The organism is Formosa sp. Hel1_31_208, from assembly GCF_900104785.1.
Taxonomy (GTDB): Bacteria; Bacteroidota; Bacteroidia; order Flavobacteriales; family Flavobacteriaceae; genus Psychroserpens.
In genome coordinates this window covers 652,224-677,254 of the sequence record NZ_LT629733.1, presented here as the reverse complement: position 1 = coordinate 677,254, position 25,031 = coordinate 652,224, and the positions used below count along the sequence as shown (strand labels likewise).

The 25,031-nt window shown below is 34.6% G+C and carries 29 protein-coding genes; 4 read left to right on the top strand and 25 right to left on the bottom strand.

The window, feature by feature from the left end:
• Positions 1 to 81: 81 nt before the first annotated feature.
• From BLT57_RS02905 to BLT57_RS02895, 3 genes are all read left to right on the top strand, one after another.
• A complete protein-coding gene (locus BLT57_RS02905; RefSeq protein ID WP_091422018.1) occupies positions 82 to 1,020 on the top strand; it encodes an SPOR domain-containing protein in 939 nt (312 codons plus the stop codon).
• A gap of 92 nt (positions 1,021 to 1,112) precedes the next feature.
• Positions 1,113 to 1,625 (top strand): acyl-CoA thioesterase, encoded by a 513-nt coding sequence (locus BLT57_RS02900; protein WP_091422015.1) that lies wholly within the window; start codon positions 1,113 to 1,115, stop codon positions 1,623 to 1,625.
• Between the two features lie 49 nt (positions 1,626 to 1,674).
• Positions 1,675 to 1,890, top strand: coding sequence for a hypothetical protein (locus BLT57_RS02895; RefSeq protein ID WP_091422012.1), 216 nt, complete (start codon positions 1,675 to 1,677; stop codon positions 1,888 to 1,890).
• Between the two features lie 4 nt (positions 1,891 to 1,894).
• Here BLT57_RS02895 and BLT57_RS02890 read toward each other — a convergent pair whose 3' ends face one another.
• The 24 genes from BLT57_RS02890 to BLT57_RS02775 form a co-directional block, all read right to left on the bottom strand.
• Positions 1,895 to 3,061 carry a murein hydrolase activator EnvC gene (locus tag BLT57_RS02890; protein ID WP_231928757.1) on the bottom strand — a complete coding sequence of 389 codons (1,167 nt, stop codon included), beginning with the start codon at positions 3,059 to 3,061 and terminating at the stop codon, positions 1,895 to 1,897.
• A gap of 40 nt (positions 3,062 to 3,101) precedes the next feature.
• Positions 3,102 to 3,884, bottom strand: a complete 783-nt coding sequence (locus BLT57_RS02885; RefSeq protein ID WP_091422006.1) for a DUF4292 domain-containing protein — start codon at positions 3,882 to 3,884, stop codon at positions 3,102 to 3,104.
• Between the two features lie 3 nt (positions 3,885 to 3,887).
• Positions 3,888 to 5,249: a lipopolysaccharide assembly protein LapB gene (locus BLT57_RS02880; RefSeq protein ID WP_091422004.1), complete on the bottom strand. Its 1,362-nt coding sequence runs from the start codon at positions 5,247 to 5,249 to the stop codon at positions 3,888 to 3,890.
• A 39-nt stretch (positions 5,250 to 5,288) separates the two neighbouring features.
• On the bottom strand, positions 5,289 to 6,308 hold the full coding sequence (locus tag BLT57_RS02875; protein ID WP_091422001.1) for a sugar phosphate nucleotidyltransferase: 1,020 nt from the start codon (positions 6,306 to 6,308) through the stop codon (positions 5,289 to 5,291).
• 22 nt (positions 6,309 to 6,330) lie between these two features.
• The gene (dut, locus tag BLT57_RS02870) at positions 6,331 to 6,765 is read right to left on the bottom strand and encodes a dUTP diphosphatase (protein WP_091421998.1); all 435 of its coding nucleotides are present in this window, start codon (positions 6,763 to 6,765) and stop codon (positions 6,331 to 6,333) included.
• A 1-nt stretch (position 6,766) separates the two neighbouring features.
• Complete coding sequence (locus BLT57_RS02865) at positions 6,767 to 8,227, bottom strand: oligosaccharide flippase family protein (protein WP_091421995.1); 1,461 nt, start codon at positions 8,225 to 8,227, stop codon at positions 6,767 to 6,769.
• Between the two features lie 57 nt (positions 8,228 to 8,284).
• The gene (locus BLT57_RS02860; RefSeq protein WP_091421993.1) at positions 8,285 to 8,746 is read right to left on the bottom strand and encodes a hypothetical protein; all 462 of its coding nucleotides are present in this window, start codon (positions 8,744 to 8,746) and stop codon (positions 8,285 to 8,287) included.
• Positions 8,747 to 8,780: 34 nt separating this feature from the next.
• On the bottom strand, positions 8,781 to 9,284 hold the full coding sequence (locus BLT57_RS02855; RefSeq protein WP_091421990.1) for a hypothetical protein: 504 nt from the start codon (positions 9,282 to 9,284) through the stop codon (positions 8,781 to 8,783).
• A gap of 121 nt (positions 9,285 to 9,405) precedes the next feature.
• The gene (atpG, locus tag BLT57_RS02850) at positions 9,406 to 10,263 is read right to left on the bottom strand and encodes an ATP synthase F1 subunit gamma (RefSeq protein ID WP_091421987.1); all 858 of its coding nucleotides are present in this window, start codon (positions 10,261 to 10,263) and stop codon (positions 9,406 to 9,408) included.
• 50 nt (positions 10,264 to 10,313) lie between these two features.
• Positions 10,314 to 11,894, bottom strand: coding sequence for a F0F1 ATP synthase subunit alpha (gene atpA / locus BLT57_RS02845; RefSeq protein WP_091421983.1), 1,581 nt, complete (start codon positions 11,892 to 11,894; stop codon positions 10,314 to 10,316).
• A 38-nt stretch (positions 11,895 to 11,932) separates the two neighbouring features.
• Entirely contained in the window at positions 11,933 to 12,472 is a 540-nt protein-coding gene (gene atpH, locus BLT57_RS02840; protein WP_091421980.1) for an ATP synthase F1 subunit delta, read from the bottom strand.
• Positions 12,473 to 12,476: 4 nt separating this feature from the next.
• Positions 12,477 to 12,977, bottom strand: coding sequence for a F0F1 ATP synthase subunit B (locus BLT57_RS02835; RefSeq protein WP_091421976.1), 501 nt, complete (start codon positions 12,975 to 12,977; stop codon positions 12,477 to 12,479).
• 81 nt (positions 12,978 to 13,058) lie between these two features.
• Positions 13,059 to 13,250, bottom strand: a complete 192-nt coding sequence (gene atpE / locus BLT57_RS02830; RefSeq protein WP_033959615.1) for an ATP synthase F0 subunit C — start codon at positions 13,248 to 13,250, stop codon at positions 13,059 to 13,061.
• A 40-nt stretch (positions 13,251 to 13,290) separates the two neighbouring features.
• Entirely contained in the window at positions 13,291 to 14,409 is a 1,119-nt protein-coding gene (gene atpB, locus BLT57_RS02825) for a F0F1 ATP synthase subunit A (protein ID WP_091421973.1), read from the bottom strand.
• Positions 14,410 to 14,525: 116 nt separating this feature from the next.
• Positions 14,526 to 14,912, bottom strand: a complete 387-nt coding sequence (locus BLT57_RS02820; protein ID WP_091421969.1) for a DUF6168 family protein — start codon at positions 14,910 to 14,912, stop codon at positions 14,526 to 14,528.
• On the bottom strand, positions 14,913 to 15,173 hold the full coding sequence (locus BLT57_RS14280; RefSeq protein ID WP_255361761.1) for an AtpZ/AtpI family protein: 261 nt from the start codon (positions 15,171 to 15,173) through the stop codon (positions 14,913 to 14,915).
• Complete coding sequence (locus BLT57_RS02810; RefSeq protein ID WP_091421965.1) at positions 15,103 to 15,549, bottom strand: polymer-forming cytoskeletal protein; 447 nt, start codon at positions 15,547 to 15,549, stop codon at positions 15,103 to 15,105. Before BLT57_RS02810 ends, BLT57_RS14280 begins: the two co-directional genes overlap by 71 nt.
• A gap of 9 nt (positions 15,550 to 15,558) precedes the next feature.
• Positions 15,559 to 18,120 carry a hypothetical protein gene (locus BLT57_RS02805; protein ID WP_231928756.1) on the bottom strand — a complete coding sequence of 854 codons (2,562 nt, stop codon included), beginning with the start codon at positions 18,118 to 18,120 and terminating at the stop codon, positions 15,559 to 15,561.
• 125 nt (positions 18,121 to 18,245) lie between these two features.
• Positions 18,246 to 18,953 carry an ABC transporter ATP-binding protein gene (locus BLT57_RS02800; RefSeq protein WP_091421962.1) on the bottom strand — a complete coding sequence of 236 codons (708 nt, stop codon included), beginning with the start codon at positions 18,951 to 18,953 and terminating at the stop codon, positions 18,246 to 18,248.
• Positions 18,954 to 18,966: 13 nt separating this feature from the next.
• Positions 18,967 to 20,445: a DUF5687 family protein gene (locus BLT57_RS02795; RefSeq protein WP_091421959.1), complete on the bottom strand. Its 1,479-nt coding sequence runs from the start codon at positions 20,443 to 20,445 to the stop codon at positions 18,967 to 18,969.
• A gap of 23 nt (positions 20,446 to 20,468) precedes the next feature.
• Entirely contained in the window at positions 20,469 to 20,873 is a 405-nt protein-coding gene (locus tag BLT57_RS02790) for a DUF2059 domain-containing protein (protein ID WP_091421956.1), read from the bottom strand.
• Between the two features lie 51 nt (positions 20,874 to 20,924).
• Complete coding sequence (locus BLT57_RS02785; RefSeq protein WP_091421952.1) at positions 20,925 to 21,614, bottom strand: hypothetical protein; 690 nt, start codon at positions 21,612 to 21,614, stop codon at positions 20,925 to 20,927.
• A gap of 2 nt (positions 21,615 to 21,616) precedes the next feature.
• On the bottom strand, positions 21,617 to 22,270 hold the full coding sequence (locus BLT57_RS02780; RefSeq protein WP_091421950.1) for a hypothetical protein: 654 nt from the start codon (positions 22,268 to 22,270) through the stop codon (positions 21,617 to 21,619).
• Positions 22,270 to 22,608 carry a PadR family transcriptional regulator gene (locus BLT57_RS02775; RefSeq protein WP_091421947.1) on the bottom strand — a complete coding sequence of 113 codons (339 nt, stop codon included), beginning with the start codon at positions 22,606 to 22,608 and terminating at the stop codon, positions 22,270 to 22,272. The genes BLT57_RS02780 and BLT57_RS02775 overlap by 1 nt, the downstream gene beginning before the upstream one ends.
• Positions 22,609 to 22,716: 108 nt before the next feature.
• Between BLT57_RS02775 and BLT57_RS02770 the strand changes: the two genes are divergently transcribed.
• Positions 22,717 to 23,775 carry a ferredoxin--NADP reductase gene (locus tag BLT57_RS02770; protein ID WP_091421942.1) on the top strand — a complete coding sequence of 353 codons (1,059 nt, stop codon included), beginning with the start codon at positions 22,717 to 22,719 and terminating at the stop codon, positions 23,773 to 23,775.
• Positions 23,776 to 23,958: 183 nt separating this feature from the next.
• Here the strand turns inward: BLT57_RS02770 and BLT57_RS02765 are convergent, their stop codons facing one another.
• On the bottom strand, positions 23,959 to 24,978 hold the full coding sequence (locus BLT57_RS02765) for a glycosyltransferase family 9 protein (RefSeq protein ID WP_231928755.1): 1,020 nt from the start codon (positions 24,976 to 24,978) through the stop codon (positions 23,959 to 23,961).
• Positions 24,979 to 25,031 lie beyond the last annotated feature (53 nt).

Genomic DNA, 25,031 nt, shown 5'->3' with positions numbered 1-25,031 from the left:
TGCAAGAAACAAAATTTTGCTTGTTAATAAATACTTATCAGGATATTTAATTCGCGTTAGAAAATTTTTAACTTTGTTTTTATGCAACTAGAGACTTACATCAGCGACTTACTATACAGATATGATTGTGTAATCATTCCGCAATTTGGAGCTTTTTTAACACATCGTGTATCGGCAAGAGTGCATGAGACTACCCATTCTTTTTATCCGCCTAAGAAAGCATTATCCTTTAACGAGCAGTTACAAACTAATGATGGTCTATTGGCTAATTATATTGCTGAAGTAGAAAAAGTCCCTTATCTCGTTGCTGTTGAGAAGATAGCAAAACATGTGAAGTCAATAAAATCATATCTGGTAGCGGGTGAAACCATAGCATTTCATAATATTGGTGATCTCATTTTAAATACTGAAGGTAACATCAACTTTGAGCCATCGCATCATATTAATTACTTAACAGATGCATTTGGACTATCTCAATTCACTTCTTCTGATATTTCTCGTGAGCTACACAAAGAACAGGTTGAAGCTATTGAAGATGTTATCCCTCTAACAATTACTTCAGAAAAGCGAAAAAATAGACCATATCTCAAATACGCTGCCATTGCAATTATTGCATTAACATTGGGCGGCTTTACAGCGTCCAAGTTCTACGTAAACCAGATTGAAACACAAAACCAATTAGCTCAAGAAGCAGCCAATCAACAATTGGATATTAAGGTTCAAGAAGCCACATTTGTGATCGATAATCCATTACCAGCGGTCACATTATCCGTAGAAAAACCATCAGGTAATTACCACATTGTTGCCGGTGCTTTTAGAATTGAAGCCAATTCCGATAAAAAAGTGCAACAACTTAGAGATCAAGGTTATACAGCGCTAAAGATTGGTAAAAACCGCTATGGACTTCATGAGGTAGTTTATTCTAGTCATACAGATAGACTTGAGGCCCTAAAAGCCTTGCGCACTATTAAGCGTACACACAATCGTGAAGCTTGGTTATTAGTCAAAGCATTAGATTAATTATACTTGCTTTTACTTCTTTAAAATTTCTTAAATTGGTTCAGTAGAATTTAAAATCGGCTTACCTTTGCACGATATTAAAGACAACATCAATGGAACCGAGAACTGCATTTCAATCTAAATCCATCATGACCGATTTGGTCCTACCTAGTGAAACCAATCCTATTAATAATTTGTTTGGTGGCGAATTATTAGCACGTATGGATCGTTGTGCTAGTATTGCTGCGCGTCGTCATAGTCGGAGAATTGTGGTTACGGCTTCGGTAAATCATGTAGCATTTAATCATTCTATCCCATTAGGAAGTGTGGTTACAGTTGAAGCTAAAGTATCTCGGGCATTTACAAGTTCTATGGAGGTCTTCTTAGACGTATGGATTGAAGATCGTGAGTCTGGTGAATGTATTAAAGCTAATGAAGCTATTTACACTTTTGTTGCCGTTGATGAAACTGGTCGTCCGGTAAAAGTTCCTCAACTGATACCTGAAACCAAACTAGAAAAAGAGCGCTATGAGGCTGCACTTCGACGCAAGCAATTGAGTTTAGTATTGGCTGGGAAAATGAAGCCAAGTGATGCAACCGAATTAAAAGCATTATTTCAGGATTAAACTTTTCTATTACTCAATCGTCTTAAAGTAGAAACAAATCTAAACTACGATGAGAACTTTTGTTATTATCCTTTCAGCCTTTTGTGTCTTAAATCTAAGTTCGTGTGCAACGCGAATTGCAGCAAGACCAGGAGCAGATACGGTTATCAAAACACCTCCTAAACACTACGAAATTGTACGGGTAAAAGGAAAACGCTACTATTTCTGGAATAATACGCACTACAGGAAGACGAGAAAAGGATATATGATTATAAGGGTTTATTAGACCATCACATTTTGTAAATCCAACTGGCAGGATTCTGAGGTTTGGAGTCTTTAAAAATACTAAAGCCTAACATTGTTTGTCCTTCATTATTGGTGAAGACTTCACCTATTTCTTGCTTGGCTGAAATTTGATCTCCCTTTTTAACATAGACTTTAGATAGGTTTCTGTATGCAGTGATATAATTACCATGTTGAATTAAAACTGTTGGATTAGAATATTTCTGTCCAGTAACAGCTAGTACTTCGCCGTTAAAAACTGCACGCACTCTAGTACTGCGCTCTGTAGCGATTCTAACACCATTACTATTAATTGTTAATGTAGGGTCAATAGGAGAGCGTTGTTTCCCATAGCGTACTTTTACCACGCCTTTCTCAACAGGCCAAGGCAATTGACCTTTGTTAGACACAAAGTTTTTTGCGATTAATTTGGCTTCAGGTGTTAATGCAAAACCCTTAGATGAGCTGGACTTCCCTGCTTTTTTGTTTGAAGCCGCAATAGCTTCACGAATGAGTCGGTTAATTTCTTTATCAATAGCTTCAATTTCCTGTTGTTTCTGCTTGATCTTAGACGCATAAGAGCTCATGCTTTTTCTAATCGATGACATGAGTTTGTCCTGTTCTTTTAATTCTTTTTCGAGCTCCTTTTTAGCAATTCTATTTTCTGCAACAAGTTGATCCTTATCTTTTTTCTGTCGGAGTAGGTCTGTGTTTAATTCTTGAAGCTTAATGGTTTTAGCCTTTATTAAATCCCCTTGTTCCTTTTGATAATCGGTATATTGTTTGATATACTGGAGTCGCTTATAGGCTTGTTTGAAATTATCAGAGGATAATAAAAACATCACTCGACTTTGCTCAGACTTACTTTTATAAGACTTCACCACCATTTCAGAATATTCCTTTTTGAGTATTGTTAACTGATCTCTCAAACTTGAAATCTCATTTTGGTTGGCATTAATTTCACGGGTCAATAAATTGGCTTGATCATTTGTAACTTTAATTAAATTGCGCCTAACACTAACTTTATAGCTAAGATCTTCTACTAAGGAAATCACATTTTTCTCTTTTTTCTTGTCTGAAAACAGCAACGAATTGAGCTGTTTTAATTCCTGCTGAAACTTTAAGCGTTTAGCTTCTAACGCTTTTTGTTTGGCACTTTGTGCTTGCGCTGACATTACATTCAGAAGCAAAAAAAGAAAAAGGATATAAGTTGATTTATTTCGCATCGAATAGAATTATTTCATCAAAACCTGATGGAATTCGGAAAGGAAAACGCACCTCTTCATTCACAGAAACCGATTTATATTCAAGAACCACATTAAGTTCTTCGGTATCTTCAACAGCAATAATTTTAATATTTTGTGGTAAAATTTCTTTTTCAACATCTTGATACCCTAAATAATCTATTTGCAAAAAGCGTTTTTTTAACGGTTGTAATAATTGTTGTGAATCCATCTTAAAATGTGACGGATTGAACAACAAGAACAATTCTAATAAAGCATTTTGATCTTTTGGCTGTAAAATATATGAGTTGTCACTCATTGAAATGATATAGATATCATCTTTCAGATTATAAAGCGGCTCTCCTATGAGTAAACTTTGGACTTTTTCAAAATTCAACTCAACGCCAAGAAGGTCACTAAGTAATTTGTAGTTACCATCAAAATACTGGTTGTTGATTTTATCGTAAAATTGCACCCGATTTGGTGTAATCATGGCTCGGGCTAAACCAAGAGTTGCACTTATCCAAATGGTTTTGTCTTTTTCCATTCGCAAATTCACGGTATAGGATGATTCTTTTAAATCTTGAATAATATCAATTTTGACTTTAGCTTGAAGAGTTTTAAATCTAGCATTACGCTTTCCGCTTTCTTTAATAAGTTGTTTGGCAGATAGCTTAACATCTACCTCGCCTGAAGCCACAATACTTCGTCCTGATTTACAAGAAATGCCTAATGCAACAAACAAGCAAAGCAATATGATTTTAAAGATTCTCATGGGCTATTGTTCTTTCAATAAGGCAGCTGCCTTTTTAGCAAACGTCTCAGATTGACTAATATTATTAACTTGCTTGTAGGAATAGCTTAGTTGTGTGTAAAAATCGGCTTCCATTTTTGGGTTTTCAATCACAAAGTCTAATCCCATTTCTAAGCTTTCTATGGCTTTTGTTGGTTGTTTCAGTTTGTTATTAGCAACACCGTTAATGAGATATAAAATGGGCTGTGCTGGGAATATATCCAATGCTTCCATGCTTTTTTGAGCGGCTTCTGCATCTTTGTTTAAGTCAATTTGAAGCAATAACACATCTCTAATAATTTTGAACTCATTAGGGTCTTGCTGCAAGGCCTCTTTATAGTAACTTAGTGCTTTTTCTTTATCGTTAGCCTTTAAATAATAGGCCCCCAACTCTAATAAAGTCTTCACACTTTTATCTTCACTTACTAAGGACGTGATTTCAATAAGATCTGCTTCATGTTCGGGGTTTATAGATACAAATTTCACAAAGTCATTTAATACTTTTGTTTTTGCCTCGGGTTTAATCACTGGACTTGTTAGTACCACCTTCATCGAATTAATAGCATTTGCAGTATGACCATCATCTAAATAAAATTTATACAATGCCAGATGTACGAGTTGAGATTCAGGATTTAATTGCAATAAGCGTTTTGCCGCATCAAAGGCTTTTTTAGTCTCTCCCGTTTCACTATATCTAAAAATAAGACGCAAGTAGTTGGACTCGTCCTCTGGATTACTTTTCACACGTTCCTCAAGATTTTCAATACGGTCATCGTCGTTACCCGTTACATCATATATTCTATTCCGTAAAAAATCTCTATCCTGATTATAGCCAAACTGCTCATCCATTTCATCTAACAATTTGAGCGCATCTTTATATTTTTTTAATTCGTAATATAATGTTGCCAAATCTTGTTTATAGTCAGGGTGAAACTTAACCAACTGTTTTACAGTTTTAAGTGCTTTATCCATTTCATTTTGCTGGATATAAACATCATAAAGCTCATCTAAAAACCACTCATTTTCAGGTGACTTAGCTACAGCTTTTTTTAAAGCATCCTCGGCTGCGCCAAAATTCTTAAGTGCTTTGTAGTTCTTCCCTAATTCAAAGTATAGAACAGGATCACTATCGTTTAATTCGATACACTTCAAAAAGGCATTTGCCGATTTCTGGTAGTTTTCGATTCCCTTTTGTTTTAAGCCTTCGAAAAAATACTCCTGAAATTTATCTTCGACATTTCCTAAATCGTCATCAGGGCGTTTGTTGAAATCAACTTGCGCAGACATATTCTGCGGAAATAGGAGTATTCCAAAGCAAAACAGTAGAATATAGAGTTTAATTTTCATGTATGCGTATCAGCTTTTTGTATTAGGGTAACTCAACAATTATTCCAAAATTGAATAATCACCAATACTGATGGCTTCAAAGTTTCCGTCAAAAGTCACGTGATTCCCAATCATAGCGTGGTCTAAATTAGCGTTTTTAATACTAGTATGGTTTTGAATTAAGCTATTTTTAACTGTTGAATTTTCAATAACACATTGATTTCCAATCGATACATTAGGCCCAACAGTACAATTACGCAAGCTCACATGCTCTCCAATGTAACAAGGCTCAATGATGGTAGAATTATCGTTCACAATAGAGTTTGCAATCATCTGCTCATCACCATCAGCTTTTATAAACCCGAGCATTTTAGCATTGGTCTCTAAAGTGACGTTTTTATTTCCGCAATCCATCCACTCATCAACCGTTCCTGTTTTAAAGATTCTACCCTCAGCCATCATACGTTTAATGCCATCGTTGATTTGATATTCACCACCATTCATAACGTTCTGGTCTAATACGTCTTGTAATTTATCTTTTAAGATAGCCACATCTTTAAAATAATAAATCCCAATAACAGCTTGGTTACTGACGAATGTTTCAGGTTTTTCTACCAATTCAATGATTTCATCATTCTCATTTAATTTGACAACACCATAAGCCTCCGGATTACTAACTTTTTTAGTCCAGATTACACTATCAGCTGTAGGATCTAAATCAAATTCTGCACGAATTAAAGTATCGGCATAGGCAATAACCGCTGGGCCTGTAAGTGACGGTTTAGCGCACATAATGGCATGACCAGTTCCTAATGGTTGATCTTGTCTATAAATAGATGGTTTAGCTCCCAAGCTATTGGCGAGGTCTTTTAAGCTATTAACCACATCATCACCAAACCATGCAGGGTCACCTAAAACAAACGCAATTTCATCAATAGGTTGTTTTAAAACTTTGGCGATATCTTTTACCAATCGATGCACAATGGGTTGACCTGCAATTGGTATTAATGGTTTTGGTACAGTTAAACTGTGCGGGCGAAGTCTGGAGCCTCGACCAGCCATTGGTACTATTATTTTCATCTTTTAAATTTCAGTCATTCAATTATTTAACGCCTGTACTTCCAAAACCACCAGCTCCTCTTTCGGTATCTGTTAGTTCTGTAGTTTCTAGCCATTCGGCTCGCTCGTGTTTAGCAATTACTAATTGTGCAATTCGTTCACCATTATTAATTTCAAAATCCTCATTAGACAGATTCACAAGAATAACACCTATTTCTCCTCTGTAATCGGCATCTACTGTTCCTGGAGCATTTAAGACAGTGATTCCTTTTTTAGCGGCCAAACCACTTCTTGGTCGGACCTGGGCTTCAATGCCTATGGGAAGTTCTATGAATAATCCTGTTCCTACAATACTTCTCTCTAGAGGCTTAAGAGTTCTAGATTCAGATAAATTAGCGCGTAAATCCATTCCAGCAGAGGCAATTGTCTCATAATGTGGTAATGGGTGTGCTGATTTATTTATAATTTTAATTTGCATTTTATTTTTTTAATAGTTGATTTATCTGTTTTTTTTCTGAAAGATACACGACAATCAAAAATACAATTAACATTGATATTCCGGTAATATAATCCCCTCTAAATCGGTAGAAAGAAAGTCCTGACAAGGCTATTGAAAGAACGAGATACAATCCAATCTTTTTTAAATTATAAGGAATGGGATAATATTTTCTTCCGAAGTAGTACGATAGCAATACCATGATACTATAAGCGATCAAAGTTGCTATTGCAGAAGCTTTGTAACTATAGGCTTCAATAAAAAGGATATTAATCACCAAAGTCACTATGGCGCCCACTATAGAGATATAGGCCCCAAACCTGGTTCTATCGGTAATTTTATACCAAACCGATAAATTATGATATATTCCTAAACAAAAATTAGCTAAGAGAATAATAGGCACAATCCACATCGCCTCCCAATACGCTTCACTTCTTACAATAAAAGGTTTTAAAATATCTGCAAAGACCACAACTCCTAATAAAATAATAGCACCAAATGCTACAAAGAATTCCAAAATTTTAGCATAATTCTGTCGCGGGTTTTCAGTTTTAGAATGACTAAAAAAGAAAGGTTCAATCCCTAATCGATATGCTGTGGCGAACAGGGTCATGAACAACGCAATCTTATAGCATGCGGAATACATGCCTATTTCGGTTTCAGCAATATCGGGTGGCAGCAAGCGGTCTAATAAAATTCGGTCAAAAGTCTCATTAATTGAAAATGCCACGCCAGCTACAAGTACTGGAAAGGCATAGCGGAACATTCGTTTCCAAAGTTGTTTATCAAACTTATATTTAATTTTCGTATAAAATGACAAAACCAACAGCAATGTACAAGCACTCGCAATAAGGTTGGCGATAAAGATGTAGCTTATTTCAAAATTTGGTTTGTATATCGTTTCAAATAGGTTTTCATCTTGAGCCAACTCTTTTAAAGCCAGTAAGAAGAATAGATTCAGCCCTAAATTAATAGCTACATTCAATATTTTGATAATGGCATATCGCATCGGTCGTTCGGTTGCTCTCAACCATGCAAATGGAATAATCACCAAGGCATCAAATAGCAAAATCCAAATGACTAGATTGATATACTTGACATCAATTTGAATAAAAGAAGCGATATGATATTGGAATATTAAGGCAAGAACAAAAAAGCCTATGGATGACGCAACGATTGAAATGGCTGAAGTTCCAATGACGTTCTCTTTCTTATCCTCCTTATTAAAAAATCTAAAAAAGGCCGTTTCCATTCCGTAAGCCAATATGACATTAAACAATACGAAATAAGAAAATATTACAGAAACCTGACCGTACTCTGCTACAGATGACAGCACCCCTTTAGTGGTATATAATGGCACTAATAAAAAACTCAACATTCTAGGCAAAACAGTGGCTAAACCATAAATGAATGTTTGTTTAAAAAGGGATTTAAATACGCTCAAAAGTTGATTTTTATAATGCTAAAAATACGTTTTTAGATTACGATAGCCAAAGATAAATTACAGCTTACTAGGCGGTCCATCTTCATAATAAACCCCTTCATTTTCGATAATATCTGTAATTTTAAAATACTTAGTTTCTCCATTTTCTGTATAACTCACAACACATTCTCTATTCCCTATTTTAAAAGGAAAATCTCCAGTGGTAGTTAATGTATGTCCTTCAGAAATTGGTTTGCGCTTTACTAATTGTGACACATATTTCCCTTTGGAAGAAATGAGCTTACCGCTCATTTTTCTGAAGTATACACTATCAATTACGACACCTGCATTAGGTGTTAAATTAGCAATGTGAAAATTAACTCCTGAACTTCCTATTTTAATGGCTGCTGTCCAATTCTGAAAATAAGCTCTTGTATATTTAAAAGGAGCTGATTTCTGGAACTTATAAGCGTTAGAGCAACTTACTAATACTATCGTGAACAAGGCTAAGCTAAATAATTTTGACTTTGAAATTTTCATATGGGTTAAGGGTTTTGATTTGGGTCATTTTGTTTTAATTTGGTGGAGCACTTGGGTAAAATATGGGTTGTTCTTCTCGAACATTCGATATTTTATAATACAATGTTTTGTTACCGTCCTTATAACTAACCACACATTCATTGTTCGTTAGTTCAAAAGGAATCTCAACCTGTTGTTCCGGTAACTTATTGTTATATTCTTCTTTAGAATCACTACTTAAAATGATGTCTTTGGGCTGATTTATTTCAGTTTTAAAACGACCAATAAACAACCGTGGATTTACAGGCTTCACTTCTAATTTAGTGGCTTTCCCTCTAAAATAAACACTATCTAAACGAATTGAGGTGTTACCTATTGGAATAAATAGATTTATCCCAGAACCTCCTCCTTGTACTCCTGCTGTCCAGTTTTGACAATAGACATCTCCAAAACTTGTTGGTGCTTCATTTTGGAGCTTTTGTGTGGTTGAGCATTGAGAGAAACTTACCATAAGTACCAGTATAAAGATTAAGGACGTCATGCGTTTCGCTAATTTCATTCTTGTCGTTTAAGTGAGTTAAATATACGATTTCAAAATTGATCGCATAAAAAAACCTAACTCGTTAAAGTTAGGTTTTGTCTAGTTTATTTGTATCAGACAACGTCTGATAAGTATTATGTTAGTTATTCAAGGCCTCTGCTCCACCAACGATCTCAAGGATTTCGTTTGTAATTGCAGCCTGACGTGCTTTATTATAGGTTAATTTTAATTGGTCTCTTAAATCAGTAGCGTTATCTGTTGCTTTATGCATCGCGGTCATACGTGCACCATGTTCAGAAGCAAAACTATCTCTAACTGATTTATACAATTGTGTTTTTAATGACTTCGGAATTAATTGCTCTACAATCTCTGCTTTTGAAGGTTCGAAAAGGTAATCTGTATTAATTGACACGCCTTGCATTGGAACAATTGGCAAGAATTGTTCTGTCATTACAATTTGTGTTGCCGCATTTTTAAACTTGTTATAGATAATCTCGATTTTATCAAAATCCCCTTCAACAAATTTCTCCATTAATAATTCTGCTATTTCAGCAACGTTATCAAAAGTCAAATCATCATAAACTCCACTTTTATTAGCAATGACATTATTTGTTTTTTTGAAAGCATCATTTGCCTTTTTACCAATTGCTAAAAAAGATACGTCTTGATTTGCATATTTATTATTGGTAAGACTTATAACCTCCTTAATGATATTAGAGTTAAAAGCACCTGCAAGACCTCTATTAGAGGTGATTACCACAAGTAAAACTTTTTTCACCTCACGTTGATCTGCAAATTTACTTCCAGAATCTGCATCTAAAGTTGCACTTAAGCTTTGTAAAAGCTCAGTCAACTTATCAGAATAAGGTCGCATTGCGGTAATAGCATCTTGAGCTTTTTTCAATTTTGCAGCAGATACCATTTTCATGGCACTAGTAATCTGCATCGTTGATGATACCGAAGATATTCTATTACGTATTTCTTTTAAATTAGCCATATGTGAAATATGAAAATATTCCTGCGCTAAATCTAGCGCAGGAATGTTAATTATGCTCTATACTTTCCTGATAAATCTTTACAAACTGCCGTTAAGGTGTCTATAACTTCATCAGTCAATTTTCCTGCTTTTAACGTACTCAAAACATCTGAATGCTTTGCTTTTAAGAACTCAAGATAATCTCTTTCGAATTCTTTAATTTTATTTACCGGAACGTCTCTCAATAAGTTTTTAGATCCAGCATAAATAATTGCAACCTGATCTTCTACAGTAAACGGATCATTTTGAGCTTGCTTTAAGATTTCAACATTACGTTTACCTTTTTCAATTACATTTAATGTCACAGCATCTAAATCTGAACCAAACTTAGCAAACGCTTCTAATTCACGGTACTGTGCTTGATCTAGTTTTAAGGTTCCTGCTACTTTTTTCATTGATTTAATTTGAGCGTTACCACCAACACGAGATACAGAAATACCTACGTTAATTGCTGGACGTACACCCGAGTTAAATAAATCTCCATCTAAAAAGATTTGACCATCAGTAATCGAAATTACGTTTGTTGGAATATATGCAGAAACGTCACCCGCTTGAGTTTCAATAATTGGCAATGCTGTTAATGATCCACCACCTTTCACTAGAGGTTTTAATGACTCAGGTAGGTCGTTCATTTGCTTAGCAATTTCATCATCATTAATAACTTTTGCAGAACGTTCTAATAATCTTGAATGTAAATAGAAAACGTCACCTGGATAAGCTTCACGTCCTGGAGGACGACGTAATAATAAAGAGATCTCACGGTAAGCAACTGCTTGTTTTGATAAATCATCAAATACAATTAAAGCTGGTCTACCAGTATCTCTAAAGTACTCCCCAATAGATGCTCCTGTAAAAGGTGCATAAACTTGCATTGCAGCAGGGTCTGATGCATTCGCAGCGACTATCGTGGTATATGCTAAAGCTCCTTTTTCTTCTAAGGTTTTAGCAATTAAGGCTACTGTAGAGGCCTTTTGACCTACAGCAACATATATACAATATACAGGTTCACCTGCATCGTAAAATTCTTTTTGATTTAAAATCGCATCAATACAAACTGCAGTTTTTCCAGTTTGACGGTCACCAATTACCAATTCACGCTGACCTCTACCTACTGGAATCATAGCATCAATTGCCTTAATCCCTGTTTGTAATGGCTCAGTCACTGGCTCTCTATAGATAACCCCAGGTGCTTTACGCTCTAAAGGCATTTCATATGTTTTACCTGAAATTGGTCCTTTCCCATCAATAGGATTTCCAAGAGTATCAACAACACGTCCAACAATACCTTCACCTACATTAACAGATGCGATACGACCAGTACGTTTAACTGTAGACCCTTCTCTTACGCCTACTGAAACTCCTAACAATACAATACCTACGTTATCTTCTTCAAGATTAAGTACGATACCTTCTAATCCACCATCGAATTCTACTAACTCACCATATTGAGCGTTAGCCAATCCGTAAGCACGTACAATACCATCACCTACAGTTAATACTGTTCCAACTTCGTCTAATGAAGCTCCTGCTTCAAAACCTGATAGTTGTTGTTTTAAGATTGCTGATATTTCAGCTGGTTTTACTTCTGCCATCTTTATTTAGTATTATTTCTAGCCGTCGCTAGAACTTTTTAATTTAATGTAAATTCTCTTTTTAATTTATTCAATTGATTAGCAATACTTGCGTTGTATTGGATATCTCCGACACGCAAAATGAAACCGCCTAAAATACTTTCATCAACTGTATTCTTAATCTCAATTTTATCTGCACTTGTTAATTCTTTAACTTTCGCAAGCACCTTCTTTTTTAAATTCTCTGATAAAGGCACGGCTGTAGTAACGTTTGCTACTTCAATGTTTTGAGCCTTTTCAAATAATTCAACATATTTGGAAGCGATATCTCCTAAAATGTTGACGCGCTTATTTGTCACTAATAGATCCACTAAGCTCGAAAACATTGGGTTTGTTTTTGGAAACACTGCCAACAAAGCTTCTTTTTTATCGCTAGATGTAATCATAGGACTTTGAAGCATATCGCTCAAGTCTTGATTTTCGCTAACAGATTTAGACACTAACATCATGTCCTCATTTATCGCTTCTGCCGTTTTCTGAGTTTGCGCTAGATCTAAAATCGCTTTCGCGTAACGAATTGCTGCTCTTGTTCCTGCCATTGTCTTAGTTCAATTTAGCTTCACTTAACATTGACTCAACTAATTTAAGTTGTTTGTCTTTGTCTGATAATTCTGCTTTCACAACTTTCTCTGCAATTTCTACAGACAAATTAGCTACTTGTGCCTTTAGGTCTGCTATCGCAGCTTGCTTTTCACTTGTAATCGCAGCTTGGGCTTGCTCAATAATTTTGTTTGCTTGAGCAGACGCTTCTCCTTTGGCATCTTCAATCATTGTGTTTTTTAACTCACGTGCTTCTTTGAGCATTGCCTCACGTTCTAAACGTGCTTCTTGTAATAACTTTTGGTTATCAGCTTGAAGGTTTTCCATTTCCTTCTTGGCGCTTTCTGCAGAAGCTAAAGCATTTTTAATACCTTCTTCTCTATCGTTAACCGCATTTAAAATTGGCTTCCATGCAAATTTTCTTAGCAATAATAAAAGTCCGATAAACAATAATGTTTGCCAGAAAAACAATCCTATAGAAAAATCTTCTAATAACTTCATAATATATAATTGTTATATCAATTTAATTTTTAATTAAAGCAACCTTGCAACCAACCGTTACAAGGTTACTTTGTTTGGTTTTGATTATACAGCAAATAAAGCCGCAAATCCAATACCTTCAATTAAAGCTGCTGCAATAAGCATAGCTGTTTGGATCTTACCGTAAGATTCTGGTTGACGAGCGATCGCTTCCATAGCAGAACCACCAATTTTACCAATACCAATACCAACTCCAATTACAACTAAACCTGCACCTACCATTACTGGGATTTCCATAATAAATATATTTAAAAATTAAACATTCAAATTCATATGATTACAAATGCTGAACATCACCTTCATGCTCTTCAGCATGGTCGTGAGTTTCTGCGGCAAAACCAAAGTAAAGCGCAGATAACATTGTAAAAATATATGCTTGTAGCAATGCTACTAATATCTCAATAAGTGAAATTGCGAAAGCCAATCCAAATGATAGTGGACTTCCTAACCAACTTTTGAAAATAAACATTAAACCTATTAAACTCATTAATACAATATGTCCTGCCTGCATGTTAGCATATAGACGTATTAATAATGAAAAAGGCTTGATAAAAATCCCTAATACTTCTATCGGGATTAATATGACGTAAAGAACCGCTTTTGCATACCATGGCATAGAATCTCCTAGGGGATCAAAAATATGCTTCCAATAATCTCTAGTTCCAGTTAAATTTGTCAATAAAAAAGTTAATATAGCCAAAGATGCTGTTACGGCTAAATTACCCGTAACATTAACCCCTAATGGTGTTAAGCCAAATATGTTTAAAAACCAAATAAAGAAGAATACCGTTAATAAAAATGGCATATACTTCATGTACTTTTTCTCTCCAATATTTGGAATCGCGATATCATCTCGAATGTAAAGTACAATTGGCTCAAAGAAACGTCCAAACCCTTTTGCAATTCCACCATTATTAGCATACGATTTTGCCAAGCCCCTAAACAAGAAGAACATTAGCAGTCCTGTAATGATTATCATTACTACACTTTTTGTGATTGAAAAATCTAGAGGTTTTATATTTGTTGGGTGATGCTCATCATCATAATTGATAGTTCCTTGAGCGTCGGTTTTATATATTTTACTATGGTATAACTTATAATAATCTCCACCGGCTTCAGCTACTGTTTCACCATGATGAAATTTTGAAGAAGAAAACACTTTCAAACCGTTATCCCACAGAATCACAGGAAGCGGAGCTCCTATGTATTTATGTTCTCCCGAATCAGTTGTGTAAGAGAACAAACTGAAGTCATAAGAATCTTTCAAGTGATGTTGAATATACTCTTTAATTTCAGATTTTTTATCTCCTTTTCCTTCACCTTCACTAGCAAAAGCAGTAAAGGATATTAAAAACAGTAATAAGGTAATTGTCTTAACAGTTATTCTTGTTCGCATATCACTTAAATAATAGTGGCTTAAAAATCGCTGCAAAGGTATAGTTTTATATCAAAAACAAAAACTATTTTAAACTTTATTTAATGATGGTGCATTGGGGGATAAAAATGGTTGTTTTATTCCAATTTGTTTAACCATTTTGCCAAGCTAGACGTTTCTATCACGAGACATAAAAGATAAGGAACAAAAAATGCTGCAAACTCAGGTTTAGAGATTATCCCATCGACTTTATATGAGCCGTAAAAAAGTATAAAAAAAACAGCAAACTTTAAAATACTTCCAGCGAGGAATAAAAACCCAAGTTGCTCTTTATACTTTTCTTTCATTCTAAGTAAAAACCAAAAAATTAAAATTGCTAAAACAGCGTTCACAAGATAAGCTAGTACAATTTTGTTTTCAAAAAGTGCATACTCAAGATAATTTAACACCAAAAGGTGCATGCCGAATGCGATAGAGAGTGTTAAGAGGAGTTTTAATGAAAATGTTATTAATGATTGATTCATTTATTTATGAATTCTATTAAGTTGTTTAATTACGATAAATAGAGAAGCTGCTACTCCAAATAGTGTACAAAAGATTATGTATAGTTTTTCTCCATCATTGTAAGTGCGATCGAGCCACTTCCCAAGCATAACGAAACCATAGATAATCGCTCCCATTTCAAAACCAATACCTGAGAGTATTGCAATGTTTTTAAGCTGTTTGCCCTTTTTCTGGGTTGGCTTGTCGTGGTCGTTGGATGGTTGTTTGTTTTGTTGGTCCATTATTCAATTCTTTAAGAGCGCCTTTCATCATACAAGTCGCGTTAAAAGTTGCACCAGGTTCTACTGCTAGTTTACCAACTTCAACTTCGCCTTCAACATGTGCAGACGACTTTAAAGATAGGGTGTCAGATAGCATTAATTTGCCTGAAAACTTACCTTCTATATCTGCGTTAGCACTTTTTAATGTCCCATTGATAATTCCTGTTTTACCAATTACTACCTTTCCTGGAGTTTTAATATTGCCTTGAATTGAACCTTCAATTCGAAAGTCACCTTCGCTAATAATATCTCCTGTAATTATAGTGCCTTTAGCGATTGTGTTTTGTTGTGAAATTGTTTCTGTAGCCATACGTACTGTTTTTTTATCTGAAAACATAGGTCAAAATTATTGAGATTCTAAGTATTCGTTTAAGTTTTTGTGTCGTTGTACAATTTCGTAGTTAGGCGAAGAAATTGAATGAAAATTTCGGTCAATTTTTAGTTTATTCTCTTTTAATATTTGAGCGAATCCAGCTGCTCCTTGTATACTTTTTAAGCCATGTACGACCACAAATGTGGTGTTGGCATCATAAAAATCGACAGAAGAAGACAAATCGAAATAACTGACTTTTGAAATCGCCTCGTCTAATTTTTTTACAAAGTCTTCAATTTGATCTTTTTCAGCATTTGCAAAAGGGTATAATACATTAAAGTGTTTTGCCGTATCATCACTAACAAATTCTTTTTTAGCGAAAATAGGAATAGCTGTGGTCATAATCTCCTGTGCTTTTTTCCCTTCTTCGGAATTTGGATAGGTTAAGGCAATGTAGTTGACGCCTTTTTTATAGGCTTCAAAACCATTTAACCTACCGTTGGCAGAGGCCTTTAATATTTCAAACTTTGGCACGGTTGGATCCCCTTCAAATTGAGTAATATATTCATCTGCTTTAGCAACAACTTGTACATATTCTTGTTTTGTAAATTGTTCATAGAGCTTTTCATATAGGCTTTCTGGACTACTTTCATCTTTTAAAAACTCCGATTTAGGATTTAATAAAATCTTTGCATAACGAGATTCTGGATACGTCCTAATGACATCTTCCTTGATTGCTTCAGCTTTCACGCTGAGCTCTAATTCCATATATATTTTATACAAATTGTATTTTGACGGCAGAATTAAGCGGTCTTCTGGATTATTTTGCAACAAGGCTTCGAGCTTATTCATTGCTAATTCATACTCTTTGAACTTTTCCTTATAAATCATCCCTAATTGATAGTAGGCAAAGTTGCGTTCTTTTGCTAAACTATCAACTACTTTTTGATCTGAAGGGATTTTAGAGATATAAAAATCTGGATCAAATCGTTCTTCGTCAGAAGCATTAGCAGCTATAACTTTGGTTTCATTAGAACTATTAGCTCTAATTTTAGTATCAGAAAGTCTCCAATTATCCTTTAATTCTCGGTTTCCCCATATTTTTACAAATTCATTTTTCCCGTAGGCTACTGTAGTTTGATTATAAAAATAGAATTGGTCTTCTTCCTTGCCTCTTTTATCTCCTGAAGCAGCCTTTAAGGTTTGGCTTTTTACCTTATTTAAAGATTGCTGCATTCCTGTGTTTTCATTACGACGTGCTTCTGCTTCAGCTTCTGCTTTTTCTTTTTCAGCAAGAACTTTTAATTCATCAGTGTAGGATTTAAAGTATGTCAATCTATCTTCATCTGATAAATTCACTAGTCTTAAAATACTATCATTGACTTGAGCGATATCTTCGTAATAAATGACATCATCCAGATTTTCACGTTTACGTTTAACGACTCGGTATGGCTTAGAATTAAGCTTCATATGTTGCATCGTACTATCGTAATAGGCGCCAGCTAATCTATACTCTGCCTTATCGAAACTCATATCGCCAAGCGTTAGATAATCTCTAGAAATTAATTCTTTATCTCCTAAATTGGTGCGCAAGGACTTATTGTAATATGCCATAGCCAAAGAATCTCTTTCATTTGACCTGTGAAATTCGGCAATACGATAATATATTTTGTCTAAAAACGGGCGGTTCTCACGATCTTCTTCAAGACCTGTGAGGTATTCTAAAAAGATAACAGGATCATCATTATTTTTGTCGAAATTATAAGATTTGGCCAAATGTGCATTAATATAATACGCTCTAGGTACTTTTCTATGCAATTCAATGACATTATCAAAAGCTATATTAGCACTATCCTTCTTTCCGAATTCGTTATACAATTGACCGATAATATAATTATAACGAGCAAGCTCTTTTTTCTTTTGAGTGAATTGGGCTGCTAAGACTAGTTGTGTAAGAGCGCTATCTTTAGCTTTAATATTGATATAGGCCTGAGCCATCATTGAAGTGGCATCAGCCATATCTTGATCTTCTAATTCTTCTTGATCTAGAAGGCGTTTTAAATTTTTGAGTGCCAGTTCATTGTTTTCTAGACGTATATTAGTTTTCTCTCTCCAAACTTTCGCTGTATTTATCTTGTCACTAGCAGGATACTTGTACAAAATATAATTGAAAGCTTCTAGTGCTGGCACAAATCGCTGATCAAAATAGCGTGCTTCACCAAGTAGTAAATAAGCTTCATCAATTTGAGGATTATGCTCTTTCCCTTTGATATTCATCCCGTGTTTTTGAACCGCTTTAATCGCCTTTTCTTCTGCGCGTTCGAAATCTTGATTCTTAGATTTACCTGGAAGAACAACCTCATCTTTGACCTGCATACGCTCTATTGGTAGCAATTCCCAAAAGTTATCGGTAGAAGCATCGTCAACCGATTCTCTACCCTTTTCCAAAGCAATATACCCGTTATAAAGCACATTATATTTGGTGCCTAAAGCGTGAAAATTTCGGTTTATGAATGTATTTTTTTTACGTGAACAACTTGTGATTACAATTGCTACGCAAAACAGTGATATAAAAACTTTATAAGAGGTATTCAAAAGGTTTAGTTTTTTGTAAATACTATAACTAAAATAGCCAGCATATATTATGCAGTGCTGTAAAAATAAGCATCTTTTTGAATTATCCTCTAAAAATAGGCGGATTTTAGCCCAACAGCCTTAGGTTAGACCGTCTCTGTTCCTGAAAAATGAACTTCCAGTTCTTTTAAAGTAGCGTCATTAGTTTCAAGGTCCTTCACAACCTCTCCTTTTTCTAATACCACAATACGCTCACAAACGTCTGTGACATGCAATAGATCATGACTAGAGACTAACACCGTTACGCCTTGTTTTTCTGCTAAGTTTTTAATGATTCCTTTCAGCCGTATTTGTGTTGTTGGATCTAGGTTTGCGAAAGGTTCATCAAGGATAATTACTTCTGGGTTTCCAATGAGTGCGGCTACAATTCCAGCTTTTTTCTGGTTTCCTTTACTAAGATCACGAAGGTATTTTTTTTGTCCTAAAATCTCTCCGTGAAAAAAGTCTTCAAATTGAGAGACGAGATTATCTACATCGGCTTTATTCTGACCGCGAAGTTCACCAATGAAATAAAAATATTCCTCAGGCGTAAGATAACCAATCAAGAAACTTTCATCAATAAATGCTGATGTAAATGGTTTCCAATCTTCACTTTCGTGAACTAATATGTTATTACTTTGAATTTGTCCGCTTGAAGGCTTAATCAAGTCTAAAAGCAAACTAAAGTAGGTTGTTTTTCCAGCTCCATTATTTCCAACTAGTCCAAAACTCTGACCTTTAGGAATGCTTAAATTATCTATTTTTAAAACGGTCTTACTACCGTATGATTTCGAAAGATTAGTTGTTTCTATCATGAGTTTTTTGGTATTAATCTTGACTAAAAGCGTCAATCATTTTATATTTTGAATCTACATACTTTTGTGTAATGAATTTCATCAGCTTTTGGTGTAAAACGATCCCTATTATTCCTAATAATGTTAGTACGACACACCCAATTTCAAAGCTTGCGATAGCGTATGTTATTCCGAAGATCGCCAAAGGCAACAACATTAATGGAATTCCAATAAGCCATTGCACTGCTCCTGTCCCTTGGTAGTTAAATGCGGCACGTTGGTTAAGATCTATTTTTTTTCTATTAAAAGACCCACCGTACATGATGACATGCGTATTGACTCCAATATTATAAATTGCTGCTGCAAAATGTGCTAATAAGATTTTCCATCCGAAATACACATATGGAATACTTAATACAAATAGAATAATTACGCTTAATGCCATGAGTGTAAATTTCGATTTTAAATACTGTTCGTATTTTATGTTTTGGCTCATTAACAACTTATAATACCCACTATCCCATGCAGGAATAAATTGACCAAAATTCATTAAGAATATCCCTGTTACAAAGATTCCTACAAAAGCAAAAAACCATGGCATATCAGCATATACAGGGTTTGGATAAAAGAACAAGCCATACAACAACCCAATGAGTAATAACCAAATTGAAGATTTAGAACGCTTGTTTCTCCAAAGGAGTTTTAAGTCTAACTGCATAAAGGGAGCAATATCTCCAAAACGTTTGGTCCATTCCATATTAGAGGCATTGACCTCTGTAACCTTTGTTTTTAAAGAGCTATCTAGATAAAGCTTGTTTTTTAGCTGTTTGAAATTGACGATATACAATCCAACTAAAACCAAAATTGGGATAAGAATAAAAATAGGATTATTATAAATACCCATAAAACCATTAGATACTAAATCTGTAAACGATATGGCATCAAAATAGTTAAGAGCAAACAACCCTCCAGCAAATACAATCACTGGTAGGAAAGATAGTTCTGTTTCCGAAGCAAAACTCTCAATAATAAAGTTTAAGAAATTTACAATGAGCGTTCCTACAATAATAGCTAACAACCAAATTAAGACCGATGCTGTCGGATATCCGTTGAGCAGCAATGCGATGCTAAAAGGTACAAAGGCAAAAAGCGGTAAAAAATTAAAAAATGAAAATGCCGATTTCCGCAACACATAATTAACCACTTTACTTCGTTTTATTGGTAAGGGTAATAATGGTTTAACCGACATTACAGGTAGCTTCTGAAAAAAGAAACGCATGACAATATCTGCCAGAATGTAGAAAAATAATAAACCATTAACAATTACGAATGGGTCTTGCTCTGGGAATGCTTTTTTAAGCCCTGGATATAAAGCAATCCCTAAGAGTAGAAATATCCCGATAAAATACAAAGCTAAAAATATCATCAAGATATTGATTGCAATGCTTTTACCGAAACTTGCCGAACGAAAGAATTTCTTCCATTCTAGATTTAAAAAATGCTTAAGTTTCATATTATAAGGTTGATTAGGAATGACTAGTTAGAATACTTTTGAGCAATTTGAGATAAATTCATTCCCCAAGTTTGACCAATCATCATTCCTGCTTGAGTCATTGCTGTTTGTTTTGAGGCTAATTTCTTCCCAATATCAGACTTATAAAATGCCACTAATTGAGCAATATCTTCCTCACTGAATTCATTCATATACACATCAGCCAATTGACTATATAAATCATCAAGTGTCCCTTTGGCCTCTTTTGTATAAGCTTCTTTTTTATCGGCAGGCACCATAGATCCAATTTGAGAAATGGCGTTGTCAAATGCATCAGCTGTTCCGGTAAGTTTAATAAATTCAACAGTTTGTAATTTAAATTTTGAAGTATCTTGAGCATTTATTGAAAATGTAAAAACGAATGCTAAAACAAAGAGTAAATTTTTCATAGATGTAATTTTTATTAATGTGACAAGTTAGTATGCAATGATATGAATTTGTTACAAACAAAATTCAGGATATGCCTCTTTTAACAGCTCATCAGCCTTATTGGGTAGCAACTGTAAACTGACGTAAAGTAGTAGACAGCAACTGGTGAAGCTCAAAGAGGCGATAGCAATTGCGGTCTGATTACCATATAAGACGTCGGAATAATTTATCACATTAGCGAGCTGTGAAATAAATATTAAGTTAATCCCTGATGCTTGCCGAAAAATAATCTGTTCTAGAAGCCACTTCTTATCTGTTTTTTGTTTTCGCCTTCTAAATTGACGGTTTAACTGAATAATCTTATATACTGTCCAAATTATAGTTACGATATAGGCTGCAATAAATGCATATTCTGAAATGGATGAGGAAAATATCATATAACACAGTGCAAATAAACTTAAAGTAGTCATCACTTTCGGTAAAGTAAACCACGTTTTAAGCTCATGCCAAAGGCATTTTAAATAGCGTTTATTCATTGCTTTTTGACGTTTTTCAACTATTTCTGCGAATCCATAAATGCCAAATTTTTTAAAAGACTTATTTCTCGCCTGATCAAAAGTTAGCTCAGGTTCAACCCTCCATATGGCCTCAATATCATTGGCAAGGTGATCTACTAATTCGGTTTGTAAATCATAATATTCTACAAAGTGTTTGATAGTAAACGCATATAAATTTTCTATTTGATCTTGAGATACTTTCATAATTATACCAGAAATTTATAATGCTTACGGTAATAATTTATAACTGAAATGCTAAGTCGAATTAAAATAAGACTAAGCGTAATTGTTAAACTAAAATATAAGGTCAATACCAAAAAATTTATTTGTTCGTTGACATATCCTTTTAATAAAATTGATATTAGATTAAACACTTGGAAAGACATAATGTATACAAATCCCATTCGCTCTATTCCTGAAAATCGCGACAGTTTAAAGACCTGTAGTGCAATGATATAAATAATAACAAACGGTACAACAGAGAGTATTGGGAAAAAAGCCACTATTTTGCTGATACTATCAACATCAATAATTTGAACAAGCTGATAAAACCCTAAAAAAATAATACAGAATACTAAAAACGTCGAGGGTTTAAAACTATAATAAACCAATTCCTTCAAAATCGTCTTATCTGAATTCCTTAAAAACTGTTTGTTGTTTTCTAACAGGTTAGTTTTTTGCTCAATCATGTAGTCTTTAAATACATCATAGAAATGAAAAGTTGGATTGTCTGCCATGCGTTTTTCTATAGCCGACGCAACATGATCTGTCATTTCCATTCTGATATCAGCATAAAACACCTCCGAATTTTCTAAGTAATTCTCAATGAACTGGATATTATCTTTAGATAGTTTGGCCATTATTCAATACTCCATTTTGGATTGACTAAAACTTGCATAGTCTTTATATATTCATGTAATTCGTTGAGCTTACTCTTGGTTTCTCTTGTGCCTTTATCGGTTAACTTATAATATTTACGCAACCTGTTATCCACTTTCATGACCTCAACATCAAGCAATCCATCGGCTTCTAATTTGTGAAGTGCTGGATACAAGGCGCCTTCGGTGATATTAAGCTCGCCCTTGGTAAGTGCTTTCACTTTTTGAGTAATCTCATAACCATACATTTTATCGCTTTCATCTAGAAGCTTTAAAATAATGGTAATCAAACTTCCCTTGTATAATTTGGAATTAGCCATAACACAAATATACATAAAACTCTTATGCATATAAAAATTATGTATTAAATTTTAACTAATTAACTAGCCATATGTTTTAGCTTCTTTATTTTTGCAAAAAATAATCGTATGTCACAGTTTCATAAACTCGTTATAAATTCAGTTACAAAAGAAACCGAAAATGCAGTCACGTTAAGTTTCGATATTCCAAAGAATTTACAATCTGAATACAGATTCATCGCTGGTCAATATATTACTCTAAGAACTCATATTAATGGTGAAGAAATACGCAGAGACTACTCGATTTGTAGTGCTCCAAAAAGCGGTGAGCTCACCGTGGCTATTAAAGAAGTAACAGATGGTACCTTTTCTAAATATGCCAATCGCAGTATTAAAGTAGGAGATGTTATAGATGTTGCTTCTCCTAATGGTCGCTTTATTTTTGAACCAGACCCATCTAAAAAACGTACCATCGCCGCATTTGCTGCCGGTAGTGGAATCACTCCTATTATGAGTATCGCAAAAGACTTGCTAGAAGAGGAGCCCAAAAGTAGTTTTATTTTAATCTACGGAAATAGAACTCCGAAGGAAACCCTCTTTCTGGACGATATTGTAAAACTTAATACTGAATACCCAGATAGATTTGATGTGAAATTTGTTTATAGTCAGTCTCAAGAAGACGATGCTTTATTTGGACGAATTGAGAAAAGCACGGTTAATTTCATACTTAAAAACAAATACAAAGATCATAACATAGACGCTTTCTATATTTGTGGCCCAGAGCAAATGATACATACTGTACAAGATGTATTGCTCGATAATGGTATCGATAAAAACACTATTTTATTTGAACTATTTACGATTCCAGTTTCTGAAGTAGCATCCAGCAATACTGATGTTTTAGATGGTCAAACCAAAGTGACCGTTCTAATTGACGATGAAGAAGCATCATTTCTGATGGATCAAAACAAAACAGTTTTAGAGGCAGCTTTGGCGGAAGACTTAGATGCACCTTATTCGTGTCAAGGTGGAATTTGTAGCAGTTGTATTGCAAGAATTACTGAAGGTGAAGCTACAATGCGACAAAACAATATTCTTACTGATGGCGAACTTAAAGAGGGATTAATCTTAACATGCCAAGCTCATCCTACAACACCTACCTTATTTGTAGATTATGATGATGTTTAAATTAATAAGCCTCTGAAAACAAAAACCTGTTACTTGTGTTTTTATCGAGAAAACAAAAGATAATCAAGCATATTCTTAATGTGCAAACCCAATCAAAATAAATCGGTTACTGATTAGGGCTTAATCACAGAAATTATCTAAAAACACTAAATCATGCCTCATTCTTATGGAATGGGGCTTTTTTCAAATGAGTTCTGAAATAACCTTAGATACAATTTGTTGCGGAGGTATGCTGTTCATGACCTTTTCATAACCCTCCGGATGCTTATTCCCATAAACTGAAGTCGGAATTTTAGGATACCTGCTTTTATCGGCTATTATTGCAGAATCGATGGTGTGATTAAACGGTAAAAAGCCAGCATATGGATGTGTTATTCCCCAAACTGAAATTACCTTTATACCAAGCATTGCTGCTAAATGCGCATTTCCAGAATCCATAGAGAGCATCACATCAAGGTTAGATATAATATCTAATTCTTCAGATAATGAAAACACACCTGCTAAATTAATAACGTTTTCATATTGAGTAGCGATTTCTTGAAGTCTTTTAGATTCCTCATCTCCTGCACCAAACAACAATACCTTAAAGTCTTCTGATAAGGTTTCGATTACTGAAGTCATTAAATCTAAAGGATACTGTTTCCCCTTGTATGCCGCAAAAGGCGCAACACCAATCCACTTTTTTGGTTCTTCGCCAATAACTTCTAGATACTTCGATGATAGATTTTCTTTTTGAGGAAACTGGACTGAAGTGATGTCTATCGGATAGCCTAAACGCAAAAAAACATCGGCATAACGTTGATGGGTGCTTTTTAATTGCTCAAATTTTTTCCCACTAACTAAAGCTTTTTTCTCCTGTCTTCCCTTATTTATTTGTACCGCCTCTTTTCCAAAGAGAAAAAATTTCAAAATGGTACTGCGCAATACATTATGTAAATCTGCTATTGCATCAAATTGCAAAAGACTGAGTTCTCTTGATAGTTTCCAGAGCCCGTATACACCTTTGTGACGTCCTTTTATCTCTATCTCTACAACTTGAATATTGGGTATGTTTCTAAATAATGGTTTAAAAAAAGGCTTTGTTAATATCGTAAGTTTAACCTCTGGGTATTGTTCTCTAAATGCACTTATTACAGGAACGGTCATTGCAACGTCGCCCATAGCAGAGAGACGAATAACTAGGATGTGTTTTGGTTTTGGCATCTTTTAACCCTTCCAGTTTTTGGTTCAAACCCCAAAAGAAATTTTCCCTAAGA

Coding starts and splice junctions, on each gene's coding strand:
- BLT57_RS02875 (WP_091422001.1), bottom strand. CDS start 6,308: ATGAAAATAATAGTACCAATGGCTGGTCGAGGCTCCAGACTTCGCCCG.
- BLT57_RS02890 (WP_231928757.1), bottom strand. CDS start 3,061: ATGTCAGCGCAAGCACAAAGTGCCAAACAAAAAGCGTTAGAAGCTAAA.
- BLT57_RS14280 (WP_255361761.1), bottom strand. CDS start 15,173: ATGGACCAACAAAACAAACAACCATCCAACGACCACGACAAGCCAACC.
- BLT57_RS02765 (WP_231928755.1), bottom strand. CDS start 24,978: ATGCCAAAACCAAAACACATCCTAGTTATTCGTCTCTCTGCTATGGGC.
- BLT57_RS02895 (WP_091422012.1), top strand. CDS start 1,675: ATGAGAACTTTTGTTATTATCCTTTCAGCCTTTTGTGTCTTAAATCTA.
- BLT57_RS02885 (WP_091422006.1), bottom strand. CDS start 3,884: ATGAGAATCTTTAAAATCATATTGCTTTGCTTGTTTGTTGCATTAGGC.
- BLT57_RS02770 (WP_091421942.1), top strand. CDS start 22,717: ATGTCACAGTTTCATAAACTCGTTATAAATTCAGTTACAAAAGAAACC.
- atpG (WP_091421987.1), bottom strand. CDS start 10,263: ATGGCTAATTTAAAAGAAATACGTAATAGAATATCTTCGGTATCATCA.
- atpE (WP_033959615.1), bottom strand. CDS start 13,250: ATGGAAATCCCAGTAATGGTAGGTGCAGGTTTAGTTGTAATTGGAGTT.
- BLT57_RS02780 (WP_091421950.1), bottom strand. CDS start 22,270: ATGGCCAAACTATCTAAAGATAATATCCAGTTCATTGAGAATTACTTA.
- BLT57_RS02900 (WP_091422015.1), top strand. CDS start 1,113: ATGGAACCGAGAACTGCATTTCAATCTAAATCCATCATGACCGATTTG.
- BLT57_RS02790 (WP_091421956.1), bottom strand. CDS start 20,873: ATGAAAAATTTACTCTTTGTTTTAGCATTCGTTTTTACATTTTCAATA.
- BLT57_RS02880 (WP_091422004.1), bottom strand. CDS start 5,249: ATGAAAATTAAACTCTATATTCTACTGTTTTGCTTTGGAATACTCCTA.
- BLT57_RS02860 (WP_091421993.1), bottom strand. CDS start 8,746: ATGAAAATTTCAAAGTCAAAATTATTTAGCTTAGCCTTGTTCACGATA.
- BLT57_RS02820 (WP_091421969.1), bottom strand. CDS start 14,912: ATGAATCAATCATTAATAACATTTTCATTAAAACTCCTCTTAACACTC.
- atpH (WP_091421980.1), bottom strand. CDS start 12,472: ATGGCAGGAACAAGAGCAGCAATTCGTTACGCGAAAGCGATTTTAGAT.
- dut (WP_091421998.1), bottom strand. CDS start 6,765: ATGCAAATTAAAATTATAAATAAATCAGCACACCCATTACCACATTAT.
- BLT57_RS02800 (WP_091421962.1), bottom strand. CDS start 18,953: ATGATAGAAACAACTAATCTTTCGAAATCATACGGTAGTAAGACCGTT.
- BLT57_RS02905 (WP_091422018.1), top strand. CDS start 82: ATGCAACTAGAGACTTACATCAGCGACTTACTATACAGATATGATTGT.
- atpB (WP_091421973.1), bottom strand. CDS start 14,409: ATGCGAACAAGAATAACTGTTAAGACAATTACCTTATTACTGTTTTTA.
- BLT57_RS02810 (WP_091421965.1), bottom strand. CDS start 15,549: ATGTTTTCAGATAAAAAAACAGTACGTATGGCTACAGAAACAATTTCA.
- atpA (WP_091421983.1), bottom strand. CDS start 11,894: ATGGCAGAAGTAAAACCAGCTGAAATATCAGCAATCTTAAAACAACAA.
- BLT57_RS02775 (WP_091421947.1), bottom strand. CDS start 22,608: ATGGCTAATTCCAAATTATACAAGGGAAGTTTGATTACCATTATTTTA.
- BLT57_RS02855 (WP_091421990.1), bottom strand. CDS start 9,284: ATGAAATTAGCGAAACGCATGACGTCCTTAATCTTTATACTGGTACTT.
- BLT57_RS02795 (WP_091421959.1), bottom strand. CDS start 20,445: ATGAAACTTAAGCATTTTTTAAATCTAGAATGGAAGAAATTCTTTCGT.
- BLT57_RS02785 (WP_091421952.1), bottom strand. CDS start 21,614: ATGAAAGTATCTCAAGATCAAATAGAAAATTTATATGCGTTTACTATC.